This window comes from Mesorhizobium sp. YC-39, assembly GCF_025753795.1.
GTDB lineage: Bacteria > Pseudomonadota > Alphaproteobacteria > Rhizobiales > Rhizobiaceae > Mesorhizobium.
This window is the reverse complement of the sequence record NZ_JAOWPS010000006.1, coordinates 202701-224862: the sequence shown is the minus strand read 5'-3', so window position 1 is coordinate 224862 and position 22162 is coordinate 202701. Positions and strand designations below refer to the sequence as shown.

The following is a 22162-nucleotide window of genomic DNA, read 5'->3' as shown; positions in this document are numbered from 1 at the left end:
CGGCATGAAAATCGGATTGGATTTTTGTTGATTGATCCGTCAATAAAAAATAACTTGGCCGCTGAGACTGGAACAACAAATGCCGAAAGTCGGAATGGAACCGTTGCGCCGCAAGGCGCTTATCGATGCGACGATCTCGGCGATCGGCGAGCGCGGCTCGCTTGACGTGACCATGTCCGAGATCGCCGGACGCGCCGGCGTCTCCTCGGCACTTGCCCATCACTATTTCGGCGCCAAGGACGAGCTTTTGCTGGCGACGATGCGGCACATCCTGGCCGAGCTGACCACCGACACTTTGCGAGTCCTGGGCTCGACCAGCACCCCCCGCGAGCGTGTTTCGGCGGTGGTCGCCGTCAACTTCTCCGACCTCCAGTTCCAGCCGGAAACCATCGCCGCCTGGCTTGCCTTCTATGTCGAGGCGCAGAAATCTTCGGCGCTGCGCCGACTACTCAGGGTCTATGCAAGGCGGCTGCACTCGAACCTGATGAGCGGGCTGACCGGCATCCTGCCGAGAAACGAGGCCGACCGCGTCGCCGAGGCGACGGCGGCGCTGATCGATGGGCTCTATATCAGGCGCGCGCTGAAGGACGGCGTGCCAGATGCCGCGACCGCGATCGCGCTGGTCGAGGACTATCTCGAAACGAAACTCAGCCGGCGGCAGACGCAGTGACACGCAAGAAACCCAATTTCCTGATCGTCATGGTCGATCAGCTCAACGGAACGCTGTTCCCGGACGGACCGGCGGACTTCCTGCATGTGCCGCATCTTAAGGCGCTGGCTGCCCGCTCGGCGCGCTTTGCCAACAACTACACCGCCTCGCCGCTCTGCGCGCCGGGCCGCGCCTCGTTCATGAGCGGGCAGTTGCCGTCGCGCACCGGGGTCTATGACAATGCCGCCGAATTCGTCTCGTCGATCCCGACCTTTGCCCATCATCTGCGCGCCGCTGGCTACTACACCTGCCTGTCGGGCAAGATGCATTTCGTCGGGCCGGACCAGTTGCATGGCTTCGAGGAGCGGCTGACCACCGACATCTATCCGGCCGATTTCGGCTGGACGCCGGATTACCGCAAGCCCGGCGAACGTATCGACTGGTGGTATCACAATCTGGGTTCGGTGACCGGCGCCGGCGTCGCCGAGACCACCAACCAGATGGAGTATGACGACGAGGTCGTGTTCCTGGCCACGCAGAAGCTCTACCAGCTTTCGCGGGAGCAGGACGATGCGAGCAAACGGCCCTGGTGTCTCACCGTTTCGCTGTCACACCCGCACGATCCCTATGTCGCGCGCAAGCAGTACTGGGACCTCTACGAACATTGCCAGACGCTTGATCCGGAAACCGGGTTCATCGCGCATGACGAACAGGATGTGCATTCGCAGCGGCTGTACCGCGCCAGCGACTATCCCGCTTTCGAGATCACCCGTGAGCAAGTGCGACGTTCCCGGCGCGGCTATTTCGCCAATATCTCCTATGTCGACGACAAGCTCGGCGAGTTGCTGAATGTCCTCAAGCGCACGCGCATGGACGACGACACGGTCGTCCTGTTCTGCTCGGACCATGGCGACATGCTCGGTGAACGCGGCCTGTGGTTCAAGATGAGCTTCTTCGAAGGCTCGGTGCGGGTGCCGCTGATGATCGCCGGCAAGGGCGTATCAGCAGGATTGATCGAGGCCCCGGTTTCCAATCTCGATGTGACGCCGACGCTTTGCGACCTCGCCGGCATCGACATGAGCGCGATCGCACCGTGGACCGACGGCCAGTCGCTGCTGCCGCTTGCCAAGGGCGGGCAGCGCACAGCGCCTGTGTTGATCGAGTATGCCGCCGAAGGCTCCTACGCGCCGCTGGTTGCGCTTCGCGATGGCAAATACAAGTTCGTCCATTGCGAACTCGACCCGCCGCAGTTGTTCGATCTCGAAGCCGATCCGCTCGAGCGGGACAATTTGGCCGACGACCCGGCCAATGCCGGCCTGGTGGCGGCGTTCATGAACAAGGTCCGGGCGCGCTGGGACATGGCCGGCTTCGACGCCGCCGTGCGCGAGAGCCAGGCGCGCCGCTGGGTCGTCTATCCGGCGTTGCGCAACGGCGCCTATTACCCCTGGGATTTCCAGCCGCTGCAGAAGGCGTCGGAGCGCTACATGCGCAACCACATGAACCTCGACAATCTCGAAGAGAGCAAAAGGTATCCGCGAGGCGAATGATGACAAATCTTGTCCCCTCCCTCGATCATCTCAAACAGGCCTATGCCGTCACTTCGAAGGCGACGCAGATCACGCCGCTGTTGGAGTCGGCGGCTCTTGCTCGCGAAACGGGCGCGGCCCGTGTCTTCGTCAAGCCGGAGTCGCTGCAATGGGCCGGATCGTTCAAGGTGCGCGGCGCCTATTGGCGGCTGAAACGGCTTTCGCCTGATGAGGCCAGGAAGGGTGTCGTCGCCTATTCCTCCGGCAATTTCGCGCAAGGGCTGGCGGCCGCCGGACAGGCGCTCGGCATTCCCGCCACCATCGTCATGCCGATCGACGCGCCCGCCGCCAAGCGCGACGCAACGGCCGGCTATGGCGCGCGCGTCGTGCTGACCGACCATGGCGACCGCGCGCGTGAGGAGGTTGCCGCCGCCAAGGCACGCGAAATCGCCGAGACCGAGGACCTCACGCTGCTGCATCCATTCGACGATCCGGAGATTGTGGCCGGCCAGGCCGGTGCCGGGCTGGAAGCCCTCGAGCAGCTCGATGCCAGGAATGCCAGCGCCGATTTGCTGTTCTGCGCGGTCGGCGGCGGCGGGCTGATCGGCGGCGTTTCGCTCGCCTTCCACTATCTGTCGCCGGCAACCGAGATCATCGGCGTCGAGCCGGAAGGTTTCAACGGCATGGGTTCGTCGCTGGCGCATGGCGCGATCGAGACCATGCCGATCGGGCCGAAATCGATCTGCGACGGGCTGATGGCGCGCAAGCCCGGCGACGCGCCGTTCGCGGCGGTCAGGGCTGCCGGCGTTCGCGGCATCACCGTCGACGATGCCTCCGTGCGGCAAGCCATGCGGATCGCCTTCGAACGGATGAAGCTGGTGCTCGAACCCTCGGGCGCGGCATCGCTGGCGGCGCTGCTCGGCGGCAAGGTGGATGTGAGCGGCAAGACCGTGCTCGTCGTGGCGACCGGCGGCAATGTCTCGCTCGCCGATTTCATTGCGCATATGAACCACGGGCGCATATGAACCATGCTTGAAGCAGATTTCGTCATCATCGGCTCCGGCTCGGCCGGTTCGGCCATGGCCTACCGGCTGTCGGAGGACGGCAAGCATTCGGTGATCGTCGTCGAATTTGGCGGCAGCGACATCGGGCCGCTGATCCAGATGCCGTCGGCACTGTCGATCCCGCTCAATATGAGCCTCTACGACTGGGGCTTTGCCAGCGAGCCGGAGCCGCATCTTGGCGGCCGCGTGCTGGCGACGCCGCGCGGCAAGGTCATCGGCGGCTCGTCCTCGATCAACGGCATGGTCTATGTGCGGGGACATGCGCGCGACTTCGACCATTGGGCCGAGGAGGGAGCGACGGGCTGGGGCTTTGCCGATGTGCTTCCCTATTTCAAGCGCATGGAAAACGCGAATGGCGGCGAGGATGGCTGGCGCGGCAAAAGCGGTCCGCTGCATGTACGGCGCGGCTCGCGCAGCAATCCGCTCTACGGCGCCTTCGTCGAGGCGGGCCGCCAGGCCGGCTTCGAGCTGACCGACGACTATAATGGCGCAAAGCAGGAAGGTTTTGGGCCGATGGAGCAGACTATCCATGGTGGCCGCCGCTGGTCGGCGGCGAGTGCCTATCTCAGGCCGGCGCTCAGGCGTAAAAATGTGAGTCTCGTCAAAGGCTTCGCGCGGCGGGTGATCATCGAGAATCAACGCGCCACCGGCGTAGAGATCGAGTCTCGCAGGCAGGTCCAGATCATCAAGGCGCGCCGCGAAGTGATCATTGCCGCGTCCTCGATCAATTCGCCCAAGATCCTGATGCTGTCCGGCATCGGCCCAGCCGCGCATCTCAGGGAAAATGGCATCCAGATGGTGGCCGACCGGCCCGGCGTCGGCCGCAACTTGCAGGACCATATGGAGCTCTACATCCAGCAGGAATCGACCAAACCGATCACGCTGAATTCGGTGCTGAACCCGTTCTCCAAGGCACTGATCGGCGCGCAATGGCTGTTCTTCAAATCCGGCCTTGGCGCGACCAACCATTTCGAGGCAGCGGCCTTCGTGCGTTCACAGGCCGGCGTCGACTACCCCGATATCCAGTACCATTTCATCCCGGCGGCGGTCCGCTATGACGGCAAGGCGGCAGCCAAGGCACATGGTTTCCAGGCGCATGTCGGGCCGATGCGGTCGAAGTCGCGCGGCTCGGTGACGCTGCGCTCACCCGATCCCCTGTCGAAGCCGGTGATCCGCTTCAACTATATGTCGCATCCGGACGACTGGACGGAGTTCCGCCACTGCATAAGGCTAACGCGCGAGATCTTCGGCCAAAAGGCATTCGATGCGTATCGCGGCAAGGAAATCTCGCCTGGCTCGCATGTCCAGTCGGACGACGATCTCGACGCCTTCATCAGGGACCACGCTGAAAGCGCCTACCATCCTTGCGGTACCTGCAGGATGGGCCGCAACGATGACCCGATGAGCGTCGTCGATCCGGAATGCCGCGTCATCGGCGTCGACGGGCTGCGGGTCGCCGACTCCTCGATCTTCCCGCGCGTGACCAACGGCAATCTCAACGCGCCGTCGATCATGACCGGCGAGAAGGCCGCCGACCACATCCTTGGCCGCACGCCGCTGGCGCCGTCCAACCAGGAGCCATGGATCAATCCGCGCTGGCAGGCATCGGACAGATAGGCCATTGTCGGGAGGGTTGCCCTGCCCCGAGACGATTGGAGAACTCCCATGCGCGCCCAGCCGACGGCATCGCACTATGTCAACGGACGCTACATCGAAGACGAAGGCGGCGCGCGGCTGCCGGTGATCTATCCGGCAACCGGCGAGACCATCGCGGTGCTGCACTCGGCGACGCCAAACGTGCTGGAACTAGCCGTCGAGGCGGCGCGGGCAGCACAACCGGCCTGGGCGCGGCTGAAGCCGGTCGAGCGCGGGCGCATTCTGCGCCGCGCCGCCGACATTTTGCGGGCGCGCAATACCGATCTCGCCCGCGGCAAGGCGATTCAGGAGACGCTGGTGGCGGACGCGCCTTCGGCAGCCGACTGCCTCGAATATTTCGGCGGCGCGGTCGCGTCCTATAATGGCGAGGCCGTCGATCTCGGCGGACCCTTTGCCTATACGCGGCGCGAGGCGCTTGGTGTCTGCGTCGGCATCGGCGCCTGGAACTACCCAATCCAGATCGCCGGCTGGAAATCCGCACCGGCGCTCGCCATGGGCAACGCCATGGTTTTCAAACCGTCGGAGAACACGCCGCTGTCGGCGCTGGCGCTGGCCGAGATCTACACTGAGGCCGGCCTGCCCGACGGGCTGTTCAACGTGGTGCAAGGCTATGGCGATGTCGGCGCCGGGCTTGTCGAGCACGATGTCGTCGCCAAGGTCTCGGTGACCGGCTCGGTGCCCACCGGCCGCAAGGTGCTGTCGCTCGCCGGCTCGAAGATGAAGCACGCCACGATGGAGCTCGGCGGCAAGTCGCCGCTGATCGTCTTCGACGACGCCGATCTCGAAAACGCCATTGGCGGCGCCATGCTCGGCAATTTCTATTCGACCGGCCAGATCTGCTCCAACGGCACGCGGGTCTTCGTGCAGAAGCGTATCCATGACCGCTTCGTCGAACGCCTCGTCGAGCGGACGAAGAAGATCCGCATCGGCGATCCGCTCGACCCGGAAACGCAGATGGGGCCGCTGGTCAACAAGGCGCAGCAGGAAAAGGTCGTCTCCTATATCGAGGCCGGCAAGCAGGATGGTGCCGTGCTCGCCACTGGCGGCAACGTGCCTTCTCTGCAAGGTTTCCAAGGTGGCTTCTTCATCGAGCCGACGGTCTTCACCGGCGTCACCGACAATATGCGCATCGCGCGTGAAGAGATTTTCGGGCCTGTCATGAGCGTGTTGAAATTCGATGCCGAGGACGAAGTGATCGACCGCGCCAACGACACCGAATTCGGCCTCGCCGCCGGCGTCTTCACGCGCGACTTACCGCGCGCCCATCGCGTCATTGCCGAACTGCAGGCCGGCACCTGCTGGATCAACGCCTACAATCTGACACCGGTCGAGATACCCTTCGGCGGCTTCAAGCAGTCCGGCATCGGCCGCGAAAATTCGCTGGCGGCACTGGCGCTGTATTCGCAGCTGAAGTCGGTCTATGTCGAGACCGGCGACGTGGCGAGCCCGTACTGACGCAACCAGCTGCTACGTTTTGTGCGTCCGCTTCAAGCGGTGTTTGCCCGATTGGAAATCCGCTCCGCCGCCAGCTCGATGAAGACCTTGACCAAGGGCGAAAGGTGCCGGCTGCTCGGGTAGAGAACGTGGAGGCCACCGGCTGGCGGCGCGTAATCCTTGAGTATGCGCTGCAACCGCCCTTCATCAATCAGCGTCTCGGCGATGGCATTGGGCAATTGGGCGATGCCGAAGCCTGCAATGGCAGCGGCAACCACCGCCTGCATCTCGTTGGCGGCGAAACGTCCGGCCACCGTAACCGTTTCCTGCCCGTGAGGCCCGTCCAGCAGCCAGTGAGCGCCTGACGTTGAAGGACCTGCAATGACGCAATGATGGTGGGTGAGATCCATAGGCGATTCCGGTACGCCGTGGCGCGCGAGATAGTCCGGGCTGGCGCAAAGCAGCCTTTGCGCGGAGCCGAGTTTGCGGGCGATCAGCGTGGAATCCTGAAGGACTCCGGTGCGGAATGCTAGGTCTATGCCGTCCTCTACCAGATTGAGCTTGTCGTCGGTAAGACGGAGTTCGACCTTGGTTTTCGGATAGATCGCAAGAAAGTCGACCACGGCCTGGGTGAGGAAATAGCTGCCAAAGCCGACGGGCGCTGAAATGCGGATCGTGCCCGATGGCTCCGCTCTTGCTTCGGCGAGGCGCAGATTTGCATCCTCGAGTGTCCGCAGCGCCTGGCTGCTCTGCTCGTAATAGAGGCGCCCGGCGTCCGTCAGGTTGAGGCTGCGTGTCGTGCGCTGCAGCAGGCGGACCCCGAGTTCGCGCTCCAGCGCGGCAATGCGGCGGCTGACCGTCGTCTTGGGCATGACGAGCAGGCGCGCGGCAGCGGTGAAGCTGCCGGCTTCGACGACGCGGGCGAACACGGCAATGTCGTTGAGGTCGATCATTGTATCCAATTGTGAGACAAAGTTTTCCAATTATAGGCAATTATGCATCAATGCGACAGAGCCTAATTTTGCTCCAGCGAAACGAAAAGGAGCGATCAAGATGATCACCAAGAGAAGCGTTCTGGTTACTGGTGCCACCGGTCAGCAAGGTGGCGCGGTTGCGCGCGCACTGCTGTCGAAGGGGCACCGCGTTAAGGCACTGACCCGCAAGCCGGACAGCGACGGCGCCCGGCAGCTGGCGACCGCGGGTATTGAAATCGTGGCCGGCGATCTCGCCAATAAGGACTCCGTTGTGAAGGCCGCAAAAGACGTCGACGCTATGTTCCTGATGGGCAACAGCTACGAGGCCGGGATGGAAGAGGAGACCCGCCAGGGGATTCTAGCGGCCGATGCAGCCAAGGCTGCCGGCGTCGGACATCTGATTTATTCGTCCGTTGCCGATGCCAACAAGAAGACGGGCATCCCGCATTTCGAAAGCAAATATCTTGTCGAGCAACATGTCACCAAGCTCGGCATCCCCTACACGATCAGCGCGCCGGTCGCTTTCATGGAGAACATCGTCGCGCCGTGGTCGATCGGCGCGCTCAGCCAAGGCACGTATGCCTTTGCAATGCCTGCCAAACGGGTCCTCCAACTGGTCACCCTGCTAGACATCGGTGCCTTCGTTGCCGCCCTGGTCGAGCGGCGCGAGCGCGTGTTCGGCAAGCGTTTCGATATTGCAGGAGACGAGTTGTCCGGCGAAGACCAGGCGAAGATCCTTTCGCAGGCCATCGGCCGCCCGATCAACTATCAGGAAATTCCGATCGCGGTGGCCCGCCAGCAAAGCGAGGACGCGGCGTTGATGTTCGAGTGGTTCGACCGCGTCGGCTACGACGTCGATATCGCGGCCTTGCACCGAGATTTCCCGGAGGTCGGCTGGCACAGTTTTGCCGACTGGGCGCGGAAGTTCGACTGGAGCGTTCTTGGGCAGGCATCTTAGGCCCGCCCGAGCTACCGTTGTGAAGTCCGGCGACAGCGGATCAGCGGCAAGCTGGGCTCCGCTCTCCGCAAGGCTTCTCGCCACGATGCGATGAGGCCCTGAACCTAAAAAGTCTGGTTGTAGGCGCCGACTTCCGGGCTGCGGCGCAGCACGGCGTCGACAGCCTCGAACATCTGCCGCCGGCGCTCGGACGACACCGGGCTCTCGACCACGACGACAAGCTCCGGCTTGTTCGATGACGCCCGCACCAGGCCCCAGGTGCCGTCCTCGGCAACGACGCGAACCCCGTTGACGGTGATCAGGTCGGCGATCTTCTGCCCGGCAAACGCCGCGCCTTCCTGCTTCATCGCCTGGAAATCGGAAACGACCCGCTCGACGACGCCATATTTCACGGCGTCGGCGCAATGCGGCGACATGGTCGGGGTGCCGAAGGTCAGCGGCAGATCGCGATAGAGATCGGCCATGCTGCTTGCCGGGCTGCGGTCCAGCATTTCGCATATTGCGATGGCGGTGATCAAACCATCATCATAGCCGCGCCCGATCGGCGGATTGAAGAAGAAATGACCGGATTTCTCGAAACCGGCGATGGCGCCGAGCTCGGCCACGCGGCGCTTGATGTAGGAATGGCCGGTCTTCCAATAGTCAGTGACGGCGCCATCGGCGCGCAAGGCGGCGTCGGTGTTGAACAAGCCGGTCGATTTGACGTCGACGACGAAGGTCGAGCCCGGATGCAACCGCGCAATGTCGCGCGCGAGCATGACGCCGACCTTGTCGGCAAAGATCTCGTTGCCCTCATTGTCGACCACGCCGCAGCGGTCGCCGTCGCCGTCGAAGCCAAGCCCGACATCGGCTCCCGTCTCCAGGACCTTGTCGCGGATCGCATGCAGCATCTGCATGTCTTCGGGATTTGGGTTGTAGTGTGGAAAGGTATGATCGAGCTCGACGTCGAGCGGGATCACCTCGCAGCCGATCCGCGCCAACGCCTCGGGCGCAAAGGCGCCGGCTGTGCCATTGCCGCAGGCGGCGACCACTTTGAGCTTTCTCGAGATGCGCTTGTCCCGGGTCAGATCGTCGAGATAGGTCTTGCGGAAATCCGCAACGAAATCGTAGGAGCCGCCGCCGATGAGGTCAAAGTCGCCGGCAAGCACGATCGCCTTCAATGCGCTCATCTCCTCCGGGCCGAAGGTCAGCGGCCGCGCCGCCCCCATCTTGACGCCGGTCCAGCCATTTTCGTTGTGCGAGGCGGTAACCATGGCAACGGACGGCGTATCGAGCGCGAACTGGGCGAAATAGGCCATCGGCGACAGGGCCAGGCCGATATCCTTGACCCGCGCGCCGGCGGCCATCAGGCCGGAAACCAGCGCCAGCTTGATGGCAAGCGAATAGGAGCGGAAATCATGCCCGGTGACGATATCGGGTCCCGCGCCCAGGCGCCGGATCAACGTGCCGAGCCCCATGCCGAGCGCCTGGACGCCGATCAGGTTGAGCTCCGGCGGCTCAGCCGAGGCCGGGTGGCCGAACCACCAGCGCGCATCATACTCGCGAAAGCCGGACGGCTTGATCAGCGCCGAGGTTTCGAACTCGAAGGTGTTGGGACGGGATTCGCTAACGATCTTCAGGGGCAAGACAGCAAAACTCCAAGTGGCTGGAAATCACGGAGGCAGTATGGGTGGATCGCTTGACCCAACAAGCCTTTAAGCCGTGTTTATCCAGCAGGAAACTGAAACCTGTATGACGTTGCCGTAAAAGCCGACGAAATGCGACAGAAGCACTGCCATTGGCGCTTGCAGGAACGAAGTACGGCGGCTATAAGCCCGCGGTCTGGTCACGGAGTGTAGCGCAGCCTGGTAGCGCACATCGTTCGGGACGATGGGGTCGCAGGTTCAAATCCTGCCACTCCGACCAGAAAAAACAGCGGCTTGGCTGTGTTTGTTCCCGAAATGAATCAATCCATTGCCGTAGCGCTCAACGGTAGCGCTAAGCGCTCAACCGAAACCGCGTGACGTCGATGGCCGCATTCATCAGCGTCTGCGTGTAGGCGGCCTGCGGATCGCTGAAGATCGCCTCGGTCGGCCCCTCCTCGACGATCTTGCCCTGCTTCATGACGATGATGTAGTCGGCCATGGCGCGCACGACGGCGAGATCGTGGCTGATGAAGAGGTAAGACAGTTCGTGGTCGGCCTGCAGCTTGCGCAGCAACTCGACGATCTGCTTCTGCACCGAGCGGTCGAGCGCCGAGGTCGGCTCGTCCAGCACCACCACCTTGGGCTTGAGGATCATGGCGCGCGCGATGGCGATGCGCTGGCGCTGGCCGCCGGAGAATTCGTGCGGATAGCGATTGCGCGCATTCGGATCGAGCCCGACTTCGCGCAAGGCCTCGACCGCGCGCTGGTCGCGCTGCTTACCCGACAGCGACGGCTCGTGCACCAGCAGCCCTTCGGTTATGACCTGGCCGACGGTCATGCGCGGCGACAGCGAGCCGAACGGATCCTGGAAGACGAGCTGCAATTCGCGCCGCAGCGGCCGCATCGCCTGACGGTCGGCGTTGGAAATGTCGCGGTCGCCGAGGCGGATCACGCCATCGCTCGGCAGCAGCCGCAGCAAGGCTCGGCCGAGCGTCGATTTTCCCGAGCCGGATTCGCCGACGATGCCGATGGTCTGGTTCCGCTTCAGCCGGATCGAAATGCGGTCGACCGCGCGCAGCAGCAGCGGCTCTCCGGCGAGGAAACCACCGCCGATCTTGAAGGTCACTTCGACATTCCTGCCTTCGAGCAGGACAGGCGCGTTCGGCGGCGGCGGCGCCTTGGTGCCGGTCGGCTCGGCGGCCAGCAGCATCTTGGTATAGGCATGCTGCGGGTTGACGAAGATCGCCTCCGCCTCGCCCTCCTCCACCACCTCGCCATAGCGCATAACATAGACCCGGTCGGCAAAACGCCTGACGATGCCGAGATCGTGGGTGATGAAGACGATCGCCATGCCGAGCTTGCGCTGCAGTTCGGCAAGCAGCATCAGGATTTGTGCCTGGATAGTGACGTCGAGCGCCGTCGTCGGCTCGTCGGCGATCAAGATGTCGGGATCATTGGCCAAGGCCATGGCGATCATGACGCGCTGGCGCTGGCCGCCCGACATTTCGTGCGGGTAAGATTTCATCCGCCGCTCGGGATCGGGAATATGGACCAGCCGCAACAGCTTGAGCGCCTCTTCGCGCGCCTCGGTCGCATTCAGGCCGCGGTGCCGGCGGATCGGTTCGATCAGCTGATTACCGATCGAATAGAGCGGATCGAGCGAAGTCATCGGCTCCTGGAAGATCATGCTGATCTTGGCGCCGCGGACCTTGTTCAATTCGGATTTGCTCAGGGTCAGCAAGTTGCGGCCGCGATAGTCGACACTGCCGGTGGCTTCGCCATTCGAGGCCAGCAGGCTCATCGCCGCCATCATTGTCTGGCTCTTGCCGGAGCCGGATTCGCCAACCACGGCAACGGTTTCGCCCGCGTTGACGTGAATGTTGATGCCCTTCACCGCCTCGACCGCGCCGTCGAGCGTGCGGAAGCGGACGCGCAGGTCCTTGACGCTGAGGATCGTTTCGGAAGCAGCCATCTCAGCGGTCCTTGGGGTCGAGCGCGTCGCGCAGGCCGTCGCCGACGAAATTCAGGGCGAACAGCGTCGAGACGAGGAAGAAGGCGGGAAACAGCAGCAGCCAGTTGGCGGTGCCGATGTTCTTGGCGCCGACCGAGATCAGCACGCCCCAGCTGGTCATCGGCTCCTGCACGCCGAGTCCGAGGAATGACAGGAAACTCTCCAGGATGATGACCTGGGGCACCAGCAGCGTCATGTAGATCACCACTGGACCGAGCAGGTTGGGAATGACGTGGCGCAGCAGGATGCCACGCTGACCGACACCCATGGCTTCCGCTGCCTGGACATATTCCTGCCGGCGGATCGACAGCGCCTGGCCGCGCACGATGCGCGCCATGTCGAGCCACAGCACGGCGCCAACGGCCAGGAACATCAGCACGAAGTTGCGGCCGAAGAACACCACCAGCATGATGACGAAGAAGATGAACGGCAGCGAATAGAGCACGTCGACGATGCGCATCATCACCTCGTCGACCCGGCCGCCGGCAAAGCCGGCCGCGGCACCATAGACCACACCGATGACCACCGCCACGACACCGGCGAGCAGGCCGATGGCCAGCGAGATGCGTCCCGCCATCAGCGTTCGCGACAGGAGATCGCGGCCGGTGTTGTCGGTGCCGAACAGGAAATACTGCTGCCTGACCGACGCGGTCATCGTCAGTTCGAGCCCGTCGGGCGACTTGCTCTCGATCTTGGTATCGTCGAAGGCATCGGAGCGGTCGAGATAGCGGATGTTGCGCTCATCGATCGGTTTGGTCGAAGTGACGGTGACGGCGATGCGATTGCCGTCCTGTTTCCACTCCTTGATGTTGACGCGCATGCGCTTGATCGCATCGTCAAGGGCCGTCTCGATCATGTCGGCCCTTGGATAGGGGCTGAAGCTCGGCGGCGTGCGCACATAGTCGGCATAGATGGTGGTGTACTGATGCGGCACGAACCAGGGGCCGAACACGCTGATGACGCCAATGAAGGCAAGGTAATAGAGGCTGAACATTGCGGCGCGATTGGCCTTGAGGCGCGCCCATGCGTCGCCCCAGAGCGAGCGACCGACGACGGCAGGCGGAGCGGCGGCGGCTGCGATATCAGTCATAGCGCACCCTCGGGTCGACGACCGCGTACATGACGTCGACGATCAGGTTGAAGACGATGGTGAAGAGCGCGATCACCACCACGGTTCCCATCACCAGCGTGTAGTCGCGGTTGAGTGCGGCATCGACGAAATAGCGGCCGACACCGGGAATGGAGAAAATGGTCTCGACGATGACCGAACCGGTGAGCAGCGCCGCGGCCGCCGGACCGGTGAAGGAAACGATCGGCAGGATGGCGCCGCGCAGCGCGTGCTTGACCACCACCGACCAGTCGGACAGGCCGAGCGCACGTGCCGTTCGGATATGATGCGAGCGCAAGGATTCGATCATCGAGCCACGCATCAGTCGGGCGACGATGGCGATCTGCGGCAGAGCGAGCGTCAGTACCGGGCCGACCTTGTTGATCAGAGCACCATCGCCCCAGCCGCCGATCGGCAGCAGTTTCCAGGTCAGCCCGAACAAAAGCTGGATCACCGGCGCGATGACGAAAGTCGGGATGGTGCTGCCGGCGGTCGCCAGCGCAATCACCGTATAGTCGCCAAGCTTGTTCTGGTTGAGCGCGGCGATGGTGCCGAGTACGGAACCGAGCAGCAGTGCCAGGATCAGTGCGGAGGTGCCGAGCTGGACCGAAATCGGCAAGCCCTTGGCGAAGAGTTCGGTGACGGTGAAGTCAGGCAAATTGTAGCTCGGCCCGAAATTGCCGCGCAAAAGATTGCCGAGATAGTGGGCATATTGCAGCCAGAGCGGATCGTTGAGGCCGAACTGAGCTTCCAGATTGGCCCTGATCTCGGGGCTCAAGCCCCGCTCCTGATTGAACGGACCGCCTGGTGCGACGCGTATCAGGAAGAACGCCATGGTCACGATGACGAATAGCGTCGGTATGGCGGTCAGAAGCCGCCGGAGAATATATCGCAGCATCGGCGCCCCGCTTCGGCCAGAGCGATACACGTCCATGCGGACGCATTGCCACGCTCCAGCGCCTCCAAATCTTCGCACCGGGCTTGCCGAAAATCGACCACGACTTTCGGACCGATGCGATGACCGACCAGCCCGCCGCGCCCGGATGAGGCGCGGCGGTCCAGTCAAGGATGATTCAGTCCTTGGAGACGAAGCGGGACGGATGGATGTCCATCACATTGTCGTCGAAGCCATGCAGCTTCGAGGAAACGATGTCGTGGAAGCTGTAGTAGAGAAGCGGAATGTTACCGACGTCATCGACAAGGATGCGCTCGGCCTCAGTGAGGTCCTTCATGCGCTCTTCCGGCTTGCCGCCAGCGGCGGCGGCCTTGTCCATGGCCGCCTCGTATGCCGGGCTGTTGTAGTTCGAATAGTTGTTGCCGCTCGCCTTGCGTGTGATGCCGAGGAAGGTTTCCGGATCCTTGTAGTCGGCGATCCAGGCGGCACGCGCCACGTCGTAGTTACCCTTCTGCTCGAGGAAGGAATAGTGGGTCTTGGTATCGGTGTTGAGCAGCGTGATCTCGACGCCAAGCGGCTTCAGCTGTTCCTGGATGGCAACCGCGGTGTTCTTGTGATTTTCCGAGGTGTTGTAGCGGATCTCCATCTTCAGCGGATGCCCGGGCGTATAGCCGAGTTTCTCGAGGATCTTCTTGGCGGCGTCCTCGCGGTCGATCTGCGACATGTCGGCGTATTTGGCCATTGCCGGCGTGTAGCCCGCGATGCCTGGAGGGACCATCGAATAACCGGGAAGCATCGAGTTCTGCCAGACTTTCTCCGCTAGAAAGTCGCGGTCGATGGCCATCGAGATGGCGTTGCGCAGCTCGACATTGTCCCACGGCGCCTTGTCGGTCTTGATCGCATAGTAGTAGGTTCCGAGATACGGTCCGACGCGGACCTGATCGCCGAACTTGGTCTTCAGGTCAGCGAGCTGTTCGGTCGGCAGATCGCCGTAGCTGTCGAGTTCGCCGGCCTCGAAGCGCTTCATCGCCGACGAGCGGTCTTCGGTCGGGATATAGTTGACGACGTCCATCTTTACGGTCGCGGCGTCCCAGAATTTCGGATTCTTGACCAGCTTCATGTGGTCGTTGGGAATCCACTCGGCCAGCGTATACGCGCCGTTCGAAACGAGATTGCCCGCCTTGATCCAGTCGGCGCCGAGCTTGTCAATCGAAGCCTTGTTGACCGGATAGGTGGCCTGGTGGGTCAGCATCTCCAGGAAGTATGGCGTCGGCGCCTTCAGCGTCACTTCCAGCGTGTTGGCGTCGATCGCCTTGACCCCCATATCCTCGGGCTTGCCTTTCTTGGTGTTGACTTCCTCGGCTCCCTTCACCGGATAGAGCATGGAAGCGTATTCGGCTGCCGTCGCCGGATCCTCCAGCCGACGGAAGGAATAGACGAAGTCGTCCGCCGTCACCGGGCTGCCATCCGACCACAAGCCGTCCTTGCGCAGCTTGAAGGTGTAGACAGTGCCGTCGTCGGACACCGTCCAGCTTTCGGCGGCGCCCGGAATGAGGTTCGTCTTCTGGTCATGCATGACGAGGCCCTGGAACAGGTCGCGTATGATATCGGCTTCGTAGACCGTCGAGGTCTTGTGCGGATCGACCGTCTCCGCTTCCGCGGCGGATCCGCGGTTGTAGACGGTCTCCGCGAAAGCCGGCGTGTAGAACGTGCCGGCCGCCAGGGCCATGGTCGCGGCGAATACCGTCACCTTCAGCATATTTTTCAGCATGGAGTTCTCCCTGTAGAGGCGGCCTTGCAGCCACGCCTCTTGAGTGTTGACGCCCCGAAACCGATCGATGGCCTCTTCGAGCGCGCCGACGGTTCCCTTTCCGGCGGCTTGGTGCCCAGACAGTAACGCGGAGATTTTTTATTTCAACAGACTCTCGGGGTCACCCTGAGTAAGGCCTCCGCATGGCGGCCAAAACGCCGGCTGAATCCATGAGCCTGCCCCCTGTTCCTTCTCACCGCGGAGCCTTCGCTTCGGGCAAGGCACCTATACTCATTTGCAGTTCGCCAAAAACCTTAATGCGTTTTTAAGCAACCACGGGTTACATTTTTGGTTGGCCTCTGTACGTCTCTCTCATCTTTGATGGGCGAAGGACATGGACAAGATAGAAAGTAAAACAAACTTCAAAATGAAACAAAATATACGCGGATTTAGCGAAAAGCTACTTCAATTTAGAGAACGATCCGGGACCACGGCAGTCGAATTTGCGTTCCTTTCGCCAATTTTTATCCTGCTTTTGCTCGGAATGGTTGCATACGGGATTTATTTTGGCGCCAGCCACTCCGTCCAGCAAATTGCCGCGGACGCCGCACGCACGGCGATTGCTGGACTTAACGAAACCGAGCGTCAGGCGCTGGTAACCAGCTTTGTCACCAACAATGCGGGCGGATATCCCTTCGTTGATTCCAGCAAGCTGACCTATCAGGCCAAGGACAGCACCGCCGATGGAACCCAGTTCGTCGTGTCTGTCCAATACGACGCCCGCAACCTGCCGATCTGGAACCTCTTTCCGGCCCTGGCCATGCCTGGAACCACGATCACGCGCAAATCGACGATAAGGATCGGAGGTATCTGATGTCGAAGTCTTTGCAGCGCAGAATCGGCGGAATCCTGCGATCGATGCTCGGTGATCTGAAGGCCAACCTCGCCGTCATGACGGCGCTGAGCGCGCCGGTAGCGCTGGCGCTGGCGGCTTTCGCCATAGACGAAGGCTCGATCTATGTGGAGCGCCGGGAAGCCCAGGCAATGACCGACTTGGCGGCAATCACGGCGGCCTCGAACATGAACAACATCGAGGCCGCGGTGGTGACCACGCTCAGCGACAACGGCATGCCGGGTATAATTGTCAAGAAGGCAGGCCAGACAATCGTTCCTACTCTCGGAAAGACCATCGTATCGGTCACCCCCGGCCGATATTCGGCGGCATCGTCGCTCAGCGTGGGACAACGTTTCGAGGCCGGCAAGACACCCTACAACGCTATCCATGTCGCTCTCAACAAGATCCCCGCCCGCTATTTCGCCAGTTCGCTTATTCCGACCCCGGTCATCGGCACCGAGGCCATCGCCAGCCTGACGCCGCAGGCGATGTTCTCGATCGGGTCCCGGCTTCTCAGCGTCAATGGCGGCATCCTCAACGCGCTTCTCAGCGGGCTCCTGGGCGGCAACATCTCGCTCAGCGTCATGGACTACAACGCGCTGATCTCAGCCGATATCAATGTGCTGTCGTTTGTCGACGCCCTTGCGGTGCAGTTGAACCTGACAGGCGTCAGCTATTCCGACGTATTGGCGTCGAAGGCGACGGTGGGCCAGATCGCTACCGCCATGGCCAATGTTCCGGGGCTTGGCGGCACCAGCAAGTTCGCCCTGCAGACGATCGCCTCGAAGGCCACCAGCACGGTCAAGATTCCCCTCAGCCATCTCGTCGATCTCGGCTCGGTCGGTCAGCTGGGTCTTGGGCAAAAACCGGCCGGCCTTTCGGTCGATGCAAGCGCCATGGGAATGCTGAGCGCCGCCGCGGCACTTGCCAACGGCTCGAACCAGGTCCAGGTCAACCTCGGAGCCACCATCCCTGGACTTACCTCCACCACGCTTGCCATCGCCATCGGCGAACCCATGCAATTCTCGCCATGGTTGACGATCGGCGAGAAAGGCGCCGTGGTGCGCACCGCGCAGACGCGGATCAAATTGCTGGCTTCCGTCGGCATCGGCAATTCCAATCTCGGTGGCGGCATAAGCCTCTTGGCCGTCAATCTGCCCCTGCATGTGGAAGTCGCCTATGCCGAGGCCAAACTCACCGACATCAGTTGTCCGACCGGGCGTCCCGACAGCCTGACGGTTTCCATTGCCGCGAAACCGGGCGTTGCCTCACTGCATCTCGCCGCCAGCGACGCCGACAACAACCCAACCGCCTTCGCCGATTTCAGCAATCCACAGTCGTTCTCCGATGCGCAGATCGCAAAGATAAGCATCAAGCTTCTGCTGATTACGCTCGATCTGCTCGGCGTGAACGGTTCCTCGGCGCTCGAGATCACCAACAACGATCCAACGACATTGACCTTCAACGCCACGGAGATCGCCAACAAGACGATCAAGACCGTGTCAACGAAAGACCTGACGCAATCCCTCACCACCTCGCTCGTCAACAATCTGTCGCTTTCGATCAGCGCTCTGGGCCTCGGGCTCGACGTGACTGCGCTGCTCGGAACAGTGAAGCCAGCGGTGGTGACGCTGCTGAAAAGCGTGACAGCACCGGTCGACGAGCTTGTCTACAATGTGCTTGCGGCAGTCGGCGTGCATGTCGGCGAGGCTGACGTGCGGGTCATCGGCGCGACTTGCGGGCGCTCCGTGCTCGTCCAGTGAGGTCATCCGATAAAGCGCGTCGCGTTTGAACGGATTCAGGCGCCGCACTTTAAGTCCTTGTTTTAATGCGGATCAGCCAAGCCGTCCGAGGAACCAGCCCAGCGCCGGGAGCGACAGTCTCTCTTCGTGCAAGGTCGCGCCAGCGCCGCCGAGATCGATGGCCGTCACTAAGCCTGCATCCCGAGGCAAGGGCCAGTCGGCCGGCGCGTCGGCGAAGTTGAAGACGCTGAGCAGCTTCTCTCCGCCACCTTCGCGCATGAAGGCAAGGACATCACCCTCGGCATCGAGAAAGTGGATCGAGCCCCGAACCAGCGCCGGATGCTGCCTGCGCAACGCCAACATCGCCCGATAACCAGCAAGGACTGAGGTTTCCTCGCCGCTCTGGACGTCGACCGCACGGCTGCGATGGCCTGGCGGGATCGGAAGCCACGGCTTGCCTAGGGAAAAGCCGGCATTGTCGACGCCGGCTTCCCAGACCATGGGTGTTCGGCAGCCATCCCTGCCCTTGACCCCCGGCCAAAAGCGGATGCCGAACGGATCGCGTAAATCCTCGAAGGCCAATTCGGCCTCCTCCAGTCCGAGTTCCTCGCCCTGGTATAGGCAGATCGATCCGCGCAGGCAGGACAGCAGCGCGATCGAGAATCTCGCCACGGCATCCGGATCGCCGCCTGGCCTTGTCCAGCGGCTGACATGGCGCACGACATCGTGGTTGGAGAAAGCCCAGCAGACCCAGCCATCGGCAACTGTTGTCTCGAAGGCCTCGACGCAGCCGCGCACATGCGCCGCCGAGAATTGCGGTCCGAGCAGGTCGAAAGTGTAGCACATATGGAGCTTGTCGCCGCCGGAGGTATAGGCGGCGAGCGTCTGCAGCGAGCGGTCTTCGTCGCCGACCTCGCCGACCGCGGCGCGGCCTCCATATTTGTCGAGTAGCGCCCGAAAGCGTTTGAGGAAGTCCAGGTTTTCCGGCTGCGTCTTATCGAACAGATGCATTTGAAAGGCGTAGGTGGTGGTTGCAGCATTGGCGCCGGCAACACTCATCGCCAGCGGCGGGTTGCTACGCAGCCAGCGGTCATGAAAATAGTAGTTGACCGTATCCAGCCGGAAGCCGTCGACGCCTCGTTCCAGCCAGAACCGCACCGTTTCCAGAAGCGCGTCCTGCACCTCGGGATTGTGGAAATTCAGGTCCGGCTGCGAGGCGAGGAAATTGTGCATGTAATACTGTCGGCGGGTCGAGTCCCATTCCCAGGCCGGGCCGCCGAAGAGCGACAGCCAGTTGTTGGGCGCGCTTCCGTCGGGCCTGGCGTCGGCCCAGACATACCAATCGGCCTTGGCATTGTCGCGGCTGGCGCGGCTCTCGACGAACCAGTCGTGCTTGTCGGAGGAATGCGACAGCACCTGGTCAATGATGATCTTCAGGCCGAGTCGATGCGCCTCGGCAACCAGCGCATCGAAATCCTCAATGCTGCCGAACATCGGATCGACCGCGCAGTAGTCCGATACGTCGTAGCCCATGTCGGCCATTGGCGATTTGAAGAAAGGCGACAGCCAGACGGCGTCGACGCCAAGCGAAGCGACATGATCGAGCCTCGAGGTGATACCATTGAGATCGCCGCTGCCATCCCCAGTCGTGTCCTGAAAGGAGCGTGGATAGATCTGGTAGATGACGCAGCCGCGCCACCATTCGGTCTTCTCGTCGACCATCACGAACCCTTCCCGGCACGGGCCGTGCCGGCCCTGCGCGAACGATTTTTTGAGTTCGCATCGGATCGCCCGAAAACCGGCTGCCACTTTTCGGTCCGATGCTCAATCATGAAATTCACACTGCGGCCGGGCAACGGACGCGCAAGGCCGATTGCCTGCGTTTCGATCGCCGGGCGCCACTCGAACCCTTCTCGCGCCGGCAAGGTGAAGACACATTGGCGGCGGTCGCCGTTGACCATGACGGCAAGGCGGCCGCCGCCGGTATCGCCGAGCAGCATGACGAGCCGGTGTCGCGAGGGATCGTACCAGTCCGCTTCGCCAAGTGGCGCGCCGGTCTCGGTCAACCAGGCGACGTCGGGAATATCCGACGCATCTGCCGCCTTCCCGGTCAGAAAATGCGTGTCCGACAGCGCCGGCACGGCACGGCGCATCGCCGACAGCAAGGCCGCGCATCCTTCCAGCGCCCGATCGCGTCCAGCCCAGTCGAGCCAGGTGATCCCGTTATCCTGCGCATAGGCATTGTTGTTGCCCTTCTGCGTGCGGCCAAATTCGTCGCCTGCCGTCAGCATGATGGTGCCGCGCGAGGCAAAGAGCGTGGCTAGCAGCGCGCATTGGTCATTGAGGCGCGCACTGGCGACAGCCCCGTCGCCGCTGTCTCCCTCGACACCGTTGTTCCATGACAGGTTCTCGCTGTGACCGTCCCGGTTCTGCTCGCCATTGGTCTCGTTGTGCTTGTGCTCGTAGGCGACGATATCGGCCAGCGTCATGCCATCATGCGCGGCGATAAAATTGACGGAGCGACTTGTCCGCCGCCCTGTCCTGCCGAACACATCGGATGAGCCGGCAAGCCTTGTCGCCAGCGCGCCGACCATGCTTGCGTCGCCGCGCCAGAAGCGTCTGACGTCGTCGCGGTATCTGTCGTTCCATTCGAGGAAGGGCGGCGGAAAATTGCCCAGCTGGTAGCCGTCCGACCCGATATCCCAGGGCTCTGCGATCAACACCCGGTCGCCAAGAACCGGATCGTCCCGGATAGCCCTGAGCAACGGCGCATCGGCGTCGAAGATCCCTTCGACACGGCCCAGAATGGGCGCCAGATCGAAACGAAAGCCGTCGACGCCGGCATGGCTGACAAAATGGCGAAGCGTGTCGAGGACCATTTTCTGGACAATCGGATGGTCGCAAGCAACCGTGTTGCCGGTACCGGTGTCGTTGGCCAGCCTGCCGTCCGCCTCGTGCCGGTAATAGGCGTGGTTGTCGAGACCGCGCAGCGACAGTGTCGGCCCCAGCCTGTCGCTTTCTCCGGTATGGTTGAACACCAGGTCGAGAACGGTACCAATGCCGGCCTCGCGCAGCGTGGCGACCGTCTGCCGCAACTCGGCCAGACCGCCCGGCGCAAGGCGCGGATCGAGCGCCATGAAGGTGACGGGGTTGTAGCCCCAGGCGTTGCGCAACCCGAGCGGCGGCAAATGCCGCTCATCGATAGAGGCGGTCGCCGGCATCAGCTCGACGGCGCCGACACCGAGCCCTTTCAGGTGCTCGATGACAGCCGGATGAGCGAGTGCTGCAATCGTGCCGCGCTGTTTCTCGGGGATCTCCGGATGCAGCATGGTGAAGGCGCGTACTGGCACTTCATAGATCAGGCCGCCGGGCTGGAAGAGCGGCGGCGAGGCAGGTAGCTGTTTCGGCGAGGCACCAGCAATCGCCTTCGGCATCAGCGGAGCGGTGTCGGTGCCCTCGCCCCGACGCGCGGCGAGCCTGCCGTCATAGGCATAAGGCCTGTCGATTTCCAGGGCATAGGGATCGACTAGCAGCTTGTCGGGATCGAACCAGAGGCCGCGCTCGGGCGCATAGTCGCCATCGGCGCGGAACCCGTATCGCGTGCCGACGGCAAGGCCGGCGACCAAAAGCGCATGAACGCCCTCGCCTTCCGGTTGGAGTTCGAGCCTGTCGAGTTCGCGGTTTCCCTTGTCGTCGAAGATCGAGACCCAGAGACGCCGTGCCGATGACGACCACGCGGCAAAGCGGATACCTTCGTGGGTAACGGTAGCGCCCAGTGAAGTCACGTGAACCAACCTTGCGGTGCATTGCCGCAAACGTTCGGGATTGGCCGAAGCCTCCCCAACGTCGTCATCCCTGGGCGAAGCAGGAGCGAA

16 protein-coding genes and 1 tRNA gene are annotated in these 22162 nt (G+C 62.5%); 9 read left to right on the top strand and 8 right to left on the bottom strand.

Annotated elements, in window-relative coordinates:
- The first annotated feature begins 79 nt into the window (after positions 1-79).
- Genes betI through betB form a run of 5 tightly spaced genes read left to right on the top strand, consistent with a single transcriptional unit; the run spans position 80 to position 6350 of the window.
- Positions 80-670, top strand: a complete 591-nt coding sequence (betI, locus tag OHD62_RS29920; protein ID WP_263790540.1) for a choline-responsive transcriptional repressor BetI — start codon at positions 80-82, stop codon at positions 668-670.
- Positions 667-2196, top strand: coding sequence for a choline-sulfatase (gene betC / locus OHD62_RS29915; RefSeq protein WP_263790539.1), 1530 nt, complete (start codon positions 667-669; stop codon positions 2194-2196). The genes betI and betC overlap by 4 nt, the downstream gene beginning before the upstream one ends.
- The gene (locus tag OHD62_RS29910) at positions 2193-3200 is read left to right on the top strand and encodes a threonine/serine dehydratase (protein WP_263790538.1); all 1008 of its coding nucleotides are present in this window, start codon (positions 2193-2195) and stop codon (positions 3198-3200) included. Before betC ends, OHD62_RS29910 begins: the two co-directional genes overlap by 4 nt.
- Positions 3201-3203: 3 nt before the next feature.
- A complete protein-coding gene (gene betA / locus OHD62_RS29905) occupies positions 3204-4856 on the top strand; it encodes a choline dehydrogenase (protein WP_263790536.1) in 1653 nt (550 codons plus the stop codon).
- Positions 4857-4904: 48 nt separating this feature from the next.
- Positions 4905-6350, top strand: a complete 1446-nt coding sequence (gene betB / locus OHD62_RS29900; RefSeq protein ID WP_263790534.1) for a betaine-aldehyde dehydrogenase — start codon at positions 4905-4907, stop codon at positions 6348-6350.
- Positions 6351-6382: 32 nt separating this feature from the next.
- On the opposite strand, the gene OHD62_RS29895 is transcribed toward betB, so the two are convergent.
- Entirely contained in the window at positions 6383-7282 is a 900-nt protein-coding gene (locus tag OHD62_RS29895; protein WP_263790532.1) for a LysR family transcriptional regulator, read from the bottom strand.
- 100 nt (positions 7283-7382) lie between these two features.
- Between OHD62_RS29895 and OHD62_RS29890 the strand changes: the two genes are divergently transcribed.
- Positions 7383-8261 carry an NmrA/HSCARG family protein gene (locus tag OHD62_RS29890; RefSeq protein ID WP_263790530.1) on the top strand — a complete coding sequence of 293 codons (879 nt, stop codon included), beginning with the start codon at positions 7383-7385 and terminating at the stop codon, positions 8259-8261.
- 104 nt (positions 8262-8365) lie between these two features.
- Here OHD62_RS29890 and OHD62_RS29885 read toward each other — a convergent pair whose 3' ends face one another.
- Complete coding sequence (locus tag OHD62_RS29885) at positions 8366-9886, bottom strand: phosphomannomutase/phosphoglucomutase (protein ID WP_263790529.1); 1521 nt, start codon at positions 9884-9886, stop codon at positions 8366-8368.
- Between the two features lie 203 nt (positions 9887-10089).
- Between OHD62_RS29885 and OHD62_RS29880 the strand changes: the two genes are divergently transcribed.
- Positions 10090-10166 (top strand) — tRNA-Pro (locus tag OHD62_RS29880).
- Positions 10167-10238: 72 nt separating this feature from the next.
- On the opposite strand, the gene OHD62_RS29875 is transcribed toward OHD62_RS29880, so the two are convergent.
- From OHD62_RS29875 to OHD62_RS29860, 4 genes are all read right to left on the bottom strand, one after another.
- Positions 10239-11858, bottom strand: a complete 1620-nt coding sequence (locus tag OHD62_RS29875) for an ABC transporter ATP-binding protein (protein WP_263790527.1) — start codon at positions 11856-11858, stop codon at positions 10239-10241.
- A 1-nt stretch (position 11859) separates the two neighbouring features.
- The gene (locus OHD62_RS29870; RefSeq protein ID WP_263790525.1) at positions 11860-12987 is read right to left on the bottom strand and encodes an ABC transporter permease; all 1128 of its coding nucleotides are present in this window, start codon (positions 12985-12987) and stop codon (positions 11860-11862) included.
- Positions 12980-13903 (bottom strand): ABC transporter permease subunit, encoded by a 924-nt coding sequence (locus tag OHD62_RS29865; RefSeq protein ID WP_263790522.1) that lies wholly within the window; start codon positions 13901-13903, stop codon positions 12980-12982. The genes OHD62_RS29870 and OHD62_RS29865 overlap by 8 nt, the downstream gene beginning before the upstream one ends.
- 175 nt (positions 13904-14078) lie before the next feature.
- Entirely contained in the window at positions 14079-15671 is a 1593-nt protein-coding gene (locus OHD62_RS29860) for a peptide ABC transporter substrate-binding protein (RefSeq protein WP_263790520.1), read from the bottom strand.
- Between the two features lie 406 nt (positions 15672-16077).
- Between OHD62_RS29860 and OHD62_RS29855 the strand changes: the two genes are divergently transcribed.
- Both OHD62_RS29855 and OHD62_RS29850 read left to right on the top strand, forming a co-directional pair.
- A complete protein-coding gene (locus OHD62_RS29855; protein WP_263790712.1) occupies positions 16078-16524 on the top strand; it encodes a TadE/TadG family type IV pilus assembly protein in 447 nt (148 codons plus the stop codon).
- Complete coding sequence (locus OHD62_RS29850) at positions 16524-18308, top strand: pilus assembly protein TadG-related protein (RefSeq protein ID WP_263790518.1); 1785 nt, start codon at positions 16524-16526, stop codon at positions 18306-18308. The genes OHD62_RS29855 and OHD62_RS29850 overlap by 1 nt, the downstream gene beginning before the upstream one ends.
- A 72-nt stretch (positions 18309-18380) precedes the next feature.
- Here the strand turns inward: OHD62_RS29850 and OHD62_RS29845 are convergent, their stop codons facing one another.
- Together OHD62_RS29845 and glgX are read right to left on the bottom strand one after the other, a co-directional pair.
- Entirely contained in the window at positions 18381-20009 is a 1629-nt protein-coding gene (locus tag OHD62_RS29845) for an alpha-glucosidase family protein (RefSeq protein WP_263790517.1), read from the bottom strand.
- Positions 20009-22072 (bottom strand): glycogen debranching protein GlgX, encoded by a 2064-nt coding sequence (gene glgX, locus OHD62_RS29840; protein WP_263790515.1) that lies wholly within the window; start codon positions 22070-22072, stop codon positions 20009-20011. Before glgX ends, OHD62_RS29845 begins: the two co-directional genes overlap by 1 nt.
- Between the last annotated feature and the right edge of the window lie 90 nt (positions 22073-22162).

Coding starts and splice junctions, on each gene's coding strand:
- OHD62_RS29865 (WP_263790522.1), bottom strand. CDS start 13,903: ATGCTGCGATATATTCTCCGGCGGCTTCTGACCGCCATACCGACGCTA.
- OHD62_RS29895 (WP_263790532.1), bottom strand. CDS start 7,282: ATGATCGACCTCAACGACATTGCCGTGTTCGCCCGCGTCGTCGAAGCC.
- betB (WP_263790534.1), top strand. CDS start 4,905: ATGCGCGCCCAGCCGACGGCATCGCACTATGTCAACGGACGCTACATC.
- OHD62_RS29890 (WP_263790530.1), top strand. CDS start 7,383: ATGATCACCAAGAGAAGCGTTCTGGTTACTGGTGCCACCGGTCAGCAA.
- betI (WP_263790540.1), top strand. CDS start 80: ATGCCGAAAGTCGGAATGGAACCGTTGCGCCGCAAGGCGCTTATCGAT.
- OHD62_RS29910 (WP_263790538.1), top strand. CDS start 2,193: ATGATGACAAATCTTGTCCCCTCCCTCGATCATCTCAAACAGGCCTAT.
- OHD62_RS29855 (WP_263790712.1), top strand. CDS start 16,078: ATGAAACAAAATATACGCGGATTTAGCGAAAAGCTACTTCAATTTAGA.
- OHD62_RS29850 (WP_263790518.1), top strand. CDS start 16,524: ATGTCGAAGTCTTTGCAGCGCAGAATCGGCGGAATCCTGCGATCGATG.
- betA (WP_263790536.1), top strand. CDS start 3,204: ATGCTTGAAGCAGATTTCGTCATCATCGGCTCCGGCTCGGCCGGTTCG.
- OHD62_RS29845 (WP_263790517.1), bottom strand. CDS start 20,009: ATGGTCGACGAGAAGACCGAATGGTGGCGCGGCTGCGTCATCTACCAG.
- OHD62_RS29875 (WP_263790527.1), bottom strand. CDS start 11,858: ATGGCTGCTTCCGAAACGATCCTCAGCGTCAAGGACCTGCGCGTCCGC.
- OHD62_RS29860 (WP_263790520.1), bottom strand. CDS start 15,671: ATGCTGAAAAATATGCTGAAGGTGACGGTATTCGCCGCGACCATGGCC.
- OHD62_RS29870 (WP_263790525.1), bottom strand. CDS start 12,987: ATGACTGATATCGCAGCCGCCGCCGCTCCGCCTGCCGTCGTCGGTCGC.